General features: G+C 73.1%; 5 protein-coding genes. 3 read left to right on the top strand and 2 right to left on the bottom strand.

All coding sequences use genetic code 11. The annotated features are described in order from the left end of the window. Positions 1-248: 248 nt before the first annotated feature. Together IEX89_RS17245 and IEX89_RS17240 are read right to left on the bottom strand one after the other, a co-directional pair. On the bottom strand, positions 249-503 hold the full coding sequence (locus IEX89_RS17245) for an exodeoxyribonuclease VII small subunit (protein ID WP_188914487.1): 255 nt from the start codon (positions 501-503) through the stop codon (positions 249-251). A 90-nt stretch (positions 504-593) separates the two neighbouring features. Further along, a complete protein-coding gene (locus IEX89_RS17240) occupies positions 594-1,016 on the bottom strand; it encodes a hypothetical protein (protein ID WP_188914486.1) in 423 nt (140 codons plus the stop codon). Positions 1,017-1,265: 249 nt separating this feature from the next. On the opposite strand from IEX89_RS17240, the gene IEX89_RS17235 reads away from it, so the two are divergent. The 3 genes from IEX89_RS17235 (at position 1,266) to IEX89_RS17225 (ending at position 7,802) form a co-directional block, all read left to right on the top strand. Beyond that, a complete protein-coding gene (locus IEX89_RS17235; protein ID WP_188914485.1) occupies positions 1,266-3,626 on the top strand; it encodes a xanthine dehydrogenase family protein molybdopterin-binding subunit in 2,361 nt (786 codons plus the stop codon). 84 nt (positions 3,627-3,710) lie between these two features. Next, positions 3,711-6,632, top strand: coding sequence for an AsmA family protein (locus IEX89_RS17230; RefSeq protein ID WP_188914484.1), 2,922 nt, complete (start codon positions 3,711-3,713; stop codon positions 6,630-6,632). A 147-nt stretch (positions 6,633-6,779) separates the two neighbouring features. After that, a complete protein-coding gene (locus IEX89_RS17225) occupies positions 6,780-7,802 on the top strand; it encodes a TAXI family TRAP transporter solute-binding subunit (protein WP_210317659.1) in 1,023 nt (340 codons plus the stop codon). Positions 7,803-7,941 lie beyond the last annotated feature (139 nt).

The following is a 7,941-nucleotide window of genomic DNA, read 5'->3' as shown; positions in this document are numbered from 1 at the left end:
GTCTCCGCCCGCAGCTCGTCGGCGACCCGCCGCAGCTCCTGGTCGGAGAGACCCCGCAGAGCGGAGGGATCGCGGATCGTGTCGAGGAGGGGGGTGTCGGGGCGGTTGGAAGCGGCCATGGAACGCGGGATCCTCGGGAACGAGCAGTCGAGATAGGGCTCGGCCGGGCGAGATCAAAGCCCGCCCGAGAGCGCATACGGCGGCGACAGCGTCGCGGTTCCGCAGCGGAGGCGGAAAAATGAGCCGCGTCAGGCGTCGACGTCGAGGGGCGCGGCGCCGCGCACGGTGCCGTCCGGACCGAGCCCGATCTTCTCGATGCGCGCCTCCGCGCTCTTCAGGAGCGTCTCGCAATGCTTCTTGAGCGCCTCGCCGCGCTCGTAGATGCGGATCGAATCCTCGAGCGGCACGGAGCCCTGCTCGAGCTTGCGCACGATCTCCTCCAGCTCCGCGAGGGCGGCTTCGAAGGGCATCTGCGCGATGTCGGTGGGGCTCTGGTCGGTCATGGAGGGCGCCACGGCTCCGGGATGCGGTGGATGGGCCCCCAGCCATAGCGTGCTCCGCCGCCGAGAGGCAAGCGGACGGGAGACGGGCGCTCACCGAGTGGGTGCGCGTACCCAGCCGTCGATCGCCGGCGTGATCTCCCGGCGTTCGTAGCCGGCGGACTCGAGCCGCAGCTCGGCATCCCGGCTCATGGGCAGCGTGTAGGTCCGACCGTCGACCCAGATCGCCACCATGTCGGTGTCCACGGGCACTCCCATGTCGACGAGAAGGCGACGGGGATCCGCTTCCTGTCGCCAGAGCCGTTCCTCGATCGATTCGATCGCCCGCCCCTGATCGCCGACGCTCGCCTCCAGCCGCGCGACGTTGTCAGCGGTCCGGCGCGCTTCTGCGGAGAGCTCTCCCACGCTGCGGGACATGCCGAAGCCCTCGGCGATGAGCACGCCGTTGGCGAGCAGGAGCAGCGGCACGCCGATGGCGGCCGCGAAGTTGGCAGCGCTCTCCCAGCTCAGGCTCATGTGGATCCCACGCTCATCGGTCGTCGGTCGTTCTCTTGCGCATCCTGGAATGCAACCTAATGTGCGGATCGTCCTCGGGCAAGCGCAAACCGTCGCCTGACGACCTTTCGCGGCTCCGTGCGCGAATACCCATCGGCCCGTTCCTCGCGGATCGGCGCGCGCCCCTTCTCTCGCGGGCGTCCGCGCCCTAGCCTCCGCCCCGAGGCGCGGCGTGCATTCCGCGAGAGAAACCAGAGCGAAGAGCCCGGCATGGACGAGAGCACCCCCCTGATGACCGCGAAGTTCGGCATGGGCCAGCCCGTGCCGCGGACGGAGGACCCGACGCTGCTGCGGGGCGAGGGGCGCTACACCGACGATCTCGCGCTCGACGGGCAGCTCCACGCCGCGATCGTGCGCTCGACCATGGCCCACGGCGTCCTGCGCGGGGTCGACGTCGCGGGCGCGCTCGAGGTGCCGGGCGTGGTCGCGGTCTACACGGCGAAGGACCTCGCCTGGACCGCGCCGATGCCGGCGAACATCGCCGCCTCGATGAAGAACGCCGACGGCAGCGCCATGGCGATCCCCCAGCGCAAGGCGCTCGCGGAGGACAGGGTGCGCCATGTGGGCGATCCCATCGCTCTCGTCGTCGCCGAGACTGCGGCGGCCGCCCGCGAAGGCGCCGAGGCGGTGATGCCCGACATCGACGTGCTTCCCGTCGTCGCGGACCCCGAGGCCGCCCTCGCCGAGGGCGCGCCGGCGATCTGGGACGAGGTGCCCGGGAACCGCGCCGTCACCTGGGCGTCCGGCGATGCCGCAGCCTGCGAGGCGGCCTTCGCGACGGCCGCGCACGTCACGCGGCTGCGGGTCGTGTCGAACCGGGTCGTCGTCGCGCCGCTCGAGCCGCGCGCCGCCATCGCGACCTACGATCCCGCCGACGAGCGCTTCACCTTGCGCCTGGGCAGCCAGGGCACGTTTCCCATGCGCAACCTGCTGGCCAAGGCGCTCGGCGTCGCGCCCGAGAAGGTGCGGGTGCTGACGGGGCAGGTGGGCGGCTCCTTCGGCATGAAGTCGGCGATCTACCCGGAATACGTGGCGCTGCTCCATGCGGCCAAGGCGTTGGGCAAGCCGGTGCGCTGGACGGACACGCGCTCGGAGAGCTTCGTCTCCGACCATCACGGCCGCGCCGTCACCCTCGACGGCGCGCTCGCCCTCGACGCCGAAGGGAACTTCCTCGCTCTGAAGATCGAGGGCGTCGCCGATCTCGGCGCCTACTTGAACCCGGTGGCGCCGCTCTTCTCGACCATCAACATCCCCAAGAACGCCATGGGCGTCTACCGCACGCCGGCCGTGCATGCGCGCATCACCTGCGCCTACACCAACACGACGCCCGTTGGCCCCTATCGCGGGGCCGGACGGCCGGACGGCAACTACCTCATGGAGCGCCTCGTCGAGACGGCGGCCGCCGAGATGGGGATCGATCCGCTCGAGCTGCGCCGGCGCAACCACGTGCGCCCCGAGGCGCTGCCCTACGCCACGCCCGCCGGCACGACCTACGACAGCGGCGACTTCCCGGCGATCTTCGAGGCCGCGCTCGCGGCTGCCGACGTCGACGGCTTCTCGACGCGCCGCGAGGAGAGCGAGGCGCGCGGCCTGCTGCGCGGCATCGGCATCGGGCATTATTGCGAGGTGACGGCCCTCGTCACCGCGGAGATGGGCGGGCTGCGCTTCGAGCCCGACGGCAGCGTGACGCTTCTCACCGGCACGCTCGACTACGGGCAGGGCCACGCCACCGCCTTCGCGCAGGTGCTCTCCGAGAAGCTTGGCGTGCCCTTCGAGGCGGTGCGCCTCGTCCAGGGCGACAGCGACCGGCTCGTGGCCGGCGGCGGCACCGGCGGCTCGAAGTCGCTGATGGCGTCGGGCGCGGCCATCGTGGGCGCGGTGGACGAGGTGATCGAGGCCGGTAAGCCGCTGGCGGCCCACGCGCTCGAGGCGGCGCCGGTGGACATCGTCTTCGAGAACGGCCGCTTCGCCATCGCCGGCACGGATCGCTCGATCGCCGTGCTCGAGCTCGCCGCGCGGCTGCGCGAGGAGGGCTTCGCGGCCAGCCTGCCCGACGGCCTCGCGCGCTCGCTCGACGTGACGCACGTCCACGACACCTCGCCCTCCGCCTACCCGAACGGCTGCCACGTGGCCGAGGTGGAGATCGACCCGGAGACGGGCGTCACCAAGCTGGTGCGCTACGTCGCGGCCAACGATTTCGGCGTCGTGGTCAACCCGCTCCTCGTCGAGGGGCAGCTCCATGGCGGCGTCGTCCAGGGCATCGGCCAGGCGCTGCTCGAGCGCGTCGTCTACGACGAGGACGGGCAGCTCCTGTCGGGCTCGTTCATGGATTACGGCCTCCCGCGCGCCGACGACGCGCCGTTCTTCGCGGTGGAGAACCTCGAATTCCCCGCGACCACGAATCCGCTGGGCGTCAAGGGCTGCGGCGAGGCCGGCTGCGCGGGGGCCCTGCCGTCGGTGATGAACGCCGTCGTCGACGCGCTGCGCCCGCGGGGCGTCACGCACATGGACATGCCGGCGACGCCGCAGCGCGTCTGGCGGGCGCTGCGTGCTACGCCCGCGCGGGCGTAGCACGCCGCGTCGATCGACCCGGGCGACGGGTTCGCGAATCGGCTATCCTCGCGCACGAAGCGGGAACGTTCGTGAGGAGCCGGCATGCTGCGGCGGGTGGTGATCGGACTGGCGGTGCTCGCGGCCCTGGCCGCCGGCGCGCTCGCGCTCGTGCCGGTCCTGATCCCGGCCGAGACCGTGCGCGCCCGCCTCGCCGCCGAGATCGAGGCGCGCACCGGCTGGCGCGTCGCCTTCGACGGGCCGGTCTCGCTCGGTGTCGTCCCGGAAATCGCGCTTTCGGCCGAGCGGCTGCGCATCGAGAGCGCGCCGAACGCCGCCGACGCGCTGGCCGCCGACGTGGAGCGCGCCGCCTTCGGCCTCGCGCTCGCGCCGCTTCTCTCGGGTTCCATCCGCCTCACCGACATCGTGCTGGAGCGGCCGGTGGTGCGGATCGTCCGCGGCGTCGCCGCCGCGCCGGACGGGAGCGCTGACGACGACGCCTCGCTCGCGGGCCGGCTCGCCTCCGTTTCCATCGATCGCTTGAGCGTCGAGGACGGCCTCCTCGTGCTGCGCGGGCCGGGCGGCGAGACGCGGCTCGACGACCTCGCCCTCACCCTCGCCATGCCCGACCCCGCGGGCGAGACGATGATCGATGCGAGCGGTGCGCTCGACGGCCGTCCGGTCTCGCTCGAGGCCCGCATCGCCTCGCCGCTGGCGTTGGTGAGCGGGGAGGCGGTGGACGTCTCCCTCGACCTCGAGGCTCCGGGCCGGCTGCCCGCACCCCTCGCGCTTGGCGCCGAAGCGACCTGGTCGGCGCCGCGCCTCGCGCTGCGGGACGTCGACCTCGCGAGCGGCGAGAGCCGGCTCTCGGGCGCGGCGGACGTCGTGCTCGGCGGCGGCGCGCCCGCCATCGACGTGCGGCTCGCCGGGCCGCTCCTCGATCTCGACGCGCTCGCGCCGGCGGGCGGCGGCGGCGCTGGGGGAGGCGAGACGATCGACCTCTCTGCGCTCGGCACGGTCGTCGGCGACGTCGAGCTCGGCCTCGAGCGCCTGCGCGTCGCCGGCCGCGAGATCGCGCCCGCTCTCCTGCGCGCGCAGCTGGAGGACGATGCGGCGACGCTCGCCGTCGACGAGGCGGGCATCGGGGGAGGGCGGGTTTCCGGCGAGGCGCGGATCGGGCGCGACGGGGCGCGGGCCCGCGTCTCCGGCTCGCTCGCCGCGCGTGCGCTCGACGTCGCCTCGCTCGTGCCGCCGGGCGCGCCTCCGGTCTCCGGGCGGCTCGCGGCGGACCTGCGTTTCGCGCTCGCCGGCGAGACGATGCCGGCGCTGCGCGCGAGCCTCAACGCGGCGGGCCGGATCGCGCTCTCGGAGGGCGAGGCACGCATTCCCGCGCTCGCGGCCTTGGCGCAAGGCGGGGACGCCGAGCGGCTCTCCGCCCTGACGCTCGCCGTCGAGATCACCGATCTCACCCGCCCCGTCGCGGTGTCGGGGGACGCGGTGTGGCGCGGCGAGCGGATCGGGCTCGACGGCACGCTCGACGCCCGCGCGCTGGTCGAGGGCCGCGCGGGCGCTCTCGATCTCGGCCTCGCCGCGCCGCGCTTCGAGGCGGGCTATCGCGGCACGCTCGCCCCCGGCGGCGCGCTCGCGGGCGAGGCGTCGCTGAGGACGGGCTCGCTGCGCGATCTCCTCGCCTGGCTCGGGCGTGCGCCCTCGACGCCCGGCGGGCTCGGACCCTTCGCCGTCTCGGGACGGCTCGACGTCGCGCCGGGCGCGATCGGCCTCGCCGAGGCGCGCATCGCCCTCGACGGAGCGAGCGGAACGGGCGAGGCCCGCATCGTCCAGGGCCCACGCCCGCGCATCGAGGGGCGGCTCGCCCTCGATCGTCTGGACCTCAACCCGTATTTCGGCCTCTCCAGCGACGGCGGCGCATCGGGCGGCGCGCTTGCCGGCTGGAGCGAGACGCCCGTCGACCTCTCGGCGCTGCGCGCCGTCGACGTCGCCCTCGACCTCTCCCTCGGCGCCCTCGTCTTCCGCGACATCGAGACCGGGCGCGTCTCCGCCACGGCCCGGCTGGAGAACGGCCGGCTCGCGGCGGAGCTGCAGGAGATCGCGCTCTACGGCGGCGGCGGCAACGGGCGCGTCGACGTCGTCGCCGACCCCGCCGCGCCGAGCCTCGCCGCCCGCTTCGCCTTCGCCGATCTCGACGCGCGCTCCTTCCTCGCCGCGGCGACGGGCTTCGAGCGGCTCGAGGGGCGCGGCAGCCTGCGCCTCGACGTGTCGGGCAGCCTCGTCACCCAGAGACGGCTGATGGAGACGCTCTTCGGCAGCGCCGGCTTCGCCTTCCGCGACGGGGCGATCCGCGGCGTCGACGTGACCTCCCTCGCGCGGCTCCTGTCGACGGGGATCGTCGACGGCTGGGCGCTCGCGGAGGGCGCGCGCACCGAGCTCTACGCGGTGGAGGCCAGCCTCGCCATCGAGAATGGCATCGCGCGCACGAACGACCTGCGCCTCGTCGGTCCCCTCGTCGACATGAGCGGCACGGGCGCCGTCGACCTGCCGCAGCAGCGCCTCGCCTTCACCGTGGAGCCGCGCGTCGCCTTCCAGCGCGGGAGCGGGGAGGGGATCGAGCTCGTCGGCTTCGGTGCGCCCGTGCGCATCGAGGGGCCGTGGGCGCGTCCGCGGATCTACCCCGACATCGCGGGCGTGCTACAGGACCCCGTCGGCGCCTACGAACGGCTGCGCGCCATGGGCTCGGGCATCTTCGGCATCGATGCGCCGAGCGCCGGCGAGGCGCTGGAACGCGCCGTCGGCGAAGAAGCAGCCCGCGGCATCGAGCGCCTGCTCGGCCTGCCGCAGCCGCAGCCGCCCGCCGTCACGGCCGCGCCGGCCCCCTCGCAGCCCGCGCCGACGGATTCGCTGCCACCCGCCGCCGCGGCGCCGTCGCAAGACCCTCCGCTCGACCCTCCGCTCGACCCGACGCTCGATGCGGCGCGCGGCCTCATCGATCTGTTCATGAACAATCGGTGACGTAGGGGAGGAACGGTGCGGCAACCATGCCGCACACGAAAACGGCCGAGCTCGGCCCTTTTCGCCGCCTCGCGCGGTTGACCCGGGGGCGAGCGCCCATTCTAAATACGACGAAACGCGGCAAGGCCGCGCAATTGGGAGGACTCGATGGCCAATTCGACGAAGCGTACGTTCCTCGCCGCCGTGATGGCCGGCACGATGCTCTCGCTCGTGCCCCATGCGGCCAGCGCCCAGGAGAGCCAGGACTACCTGCTCGCCACCGCCTCGACCGGCGGCACCTACTACCCCGTCGGCGTCGCCATCGCGACGCTCGTGAAGGTGCGCCTCCAGAATCAGGAGGGCATCAACATGTCGGCCATCAACTCGGCCGGCTCGGGCGAGAACATCCGCCTCCTGCGCGACGGCGAGGCCCAGTTCGCCATTCTCCAGGGCCTCTTCGGCGCCTACGCCCGCCAGGGATCCGGCCCGATCGAGGAATCCGGCCCGCAGGAGAACCTGCGCTCCATCGCGCAGCTGTGGCCCAACGTGGAGCACTTCGTCATTCTCAGCGAGCACGCCGAGACGGGCACGATCTCCGACATGGGGAACGTGACCGGTCAGGCGGTCTCGATGGGCCTGCAGAATTCCGGCACGATCGGCTCGAACGAGGTGATCATGGCCAATCTGGGCATGCCGCTGGAGGAGTTCGAGCTCGCCTACATGGGCTACAACCCCTCCGCGGATGCCCTCCAGAACGGCCAGATCGTGGCCATGTCGACCCCCGCCGGCGTGCCCGTCTCCGCCGTGACGCGCGCCTTCGCCGCCATGGGCGACGGCATCGAGCTGCTCGGCTTCGACGACGCGCAGATCGCCGAGGCGAACGGCTCCTTCGAGGACCTGTGGACCGCCTACCCGATCCCGGCGGGCACCTATCCCTCGCAGGACGCGGACGTGACCACGATCGCGCAGCCGAACTTCCTCGCCGTCAACGCGGACGTGCCCGAGGAGACGGTCTACCTCATCACGAAGGCGATCTACGAGAACCTGCCGTTCCTGCAGGCGATCCACCCCGCCACCAACGAGATGAGCCTCGACAACGCGCTCTCCGGCCTGCCGCTGCCGCTGCATCCGGGCGCGCTGCGCTATTACGAGGAGGCGGGCCTGACGGTCCCGGATCGTCTGCGCCCCTGATCGCCGACATCTCCGGGAGGGCGGCATCCGTGCCGCCCTCCACCTTTCGGCGCGACGAGCGGCAGGCGTGCGCCGGACACCGAAATGCATGTTGCGTCGGACCGGTTCATGCGGCATCGCGCAGTGCCTGACGCTGCGA

This window comes from Salinarimonas ramus, from assembly GCF_014645695.1.
GTDB lineage: Bacteria > Pseudomonadota > Alphaproteobacteria > Rhizobiales > Beijerinckiaceae > Salinarimonas > Salinarimonas ramus.
The sequence above is the reverse complement of the archived record's forward strand: the minus strand, read 5'-3'. Positions and strand labels throughout refer to the sequence as shown.

Excerpts from the sequence above, each read along its gene's own strand:
- IEX89_RS17245 (WP_188914487.1), bottom strand. The coding sequence starts at position 503 with ATGACCGACCAGAGCCCCACCGACATCGCGCAGATGCCCTTCGAAGCC.
- IEX89_RS17240 (WP_188914486.1), bottom strand. The coding sequence starts at position 1,016 with ATGAGCCTGAGCTGGGAGAGCGCTGCCAACTTCGCGGCCGCCATCGGC.
- IEX89_RS17235 (WP_188914485.1), top strand. The coding sequence starts at position 1,266 with ATGGACGAGAGCACCCCCCTGATGACCGCGAAGTTCGGCATGGGCCAG.
- IEX89_RS17230 (WP_188914484.1), top strand. The coding sequence starts at position 3,711 with ATGCTGCGGCGGGTGGTGATCGGACTGGCGGTGCTCGCGGCCCTGGCC.
- IEX89_RS17225 (WP_210317659.1), top strand. The coding sequence starts at position 6,780 with ATGGCCAATTCGACGAAGCGTACGTTCCTCGCCGCCGTGATGGCCGGC.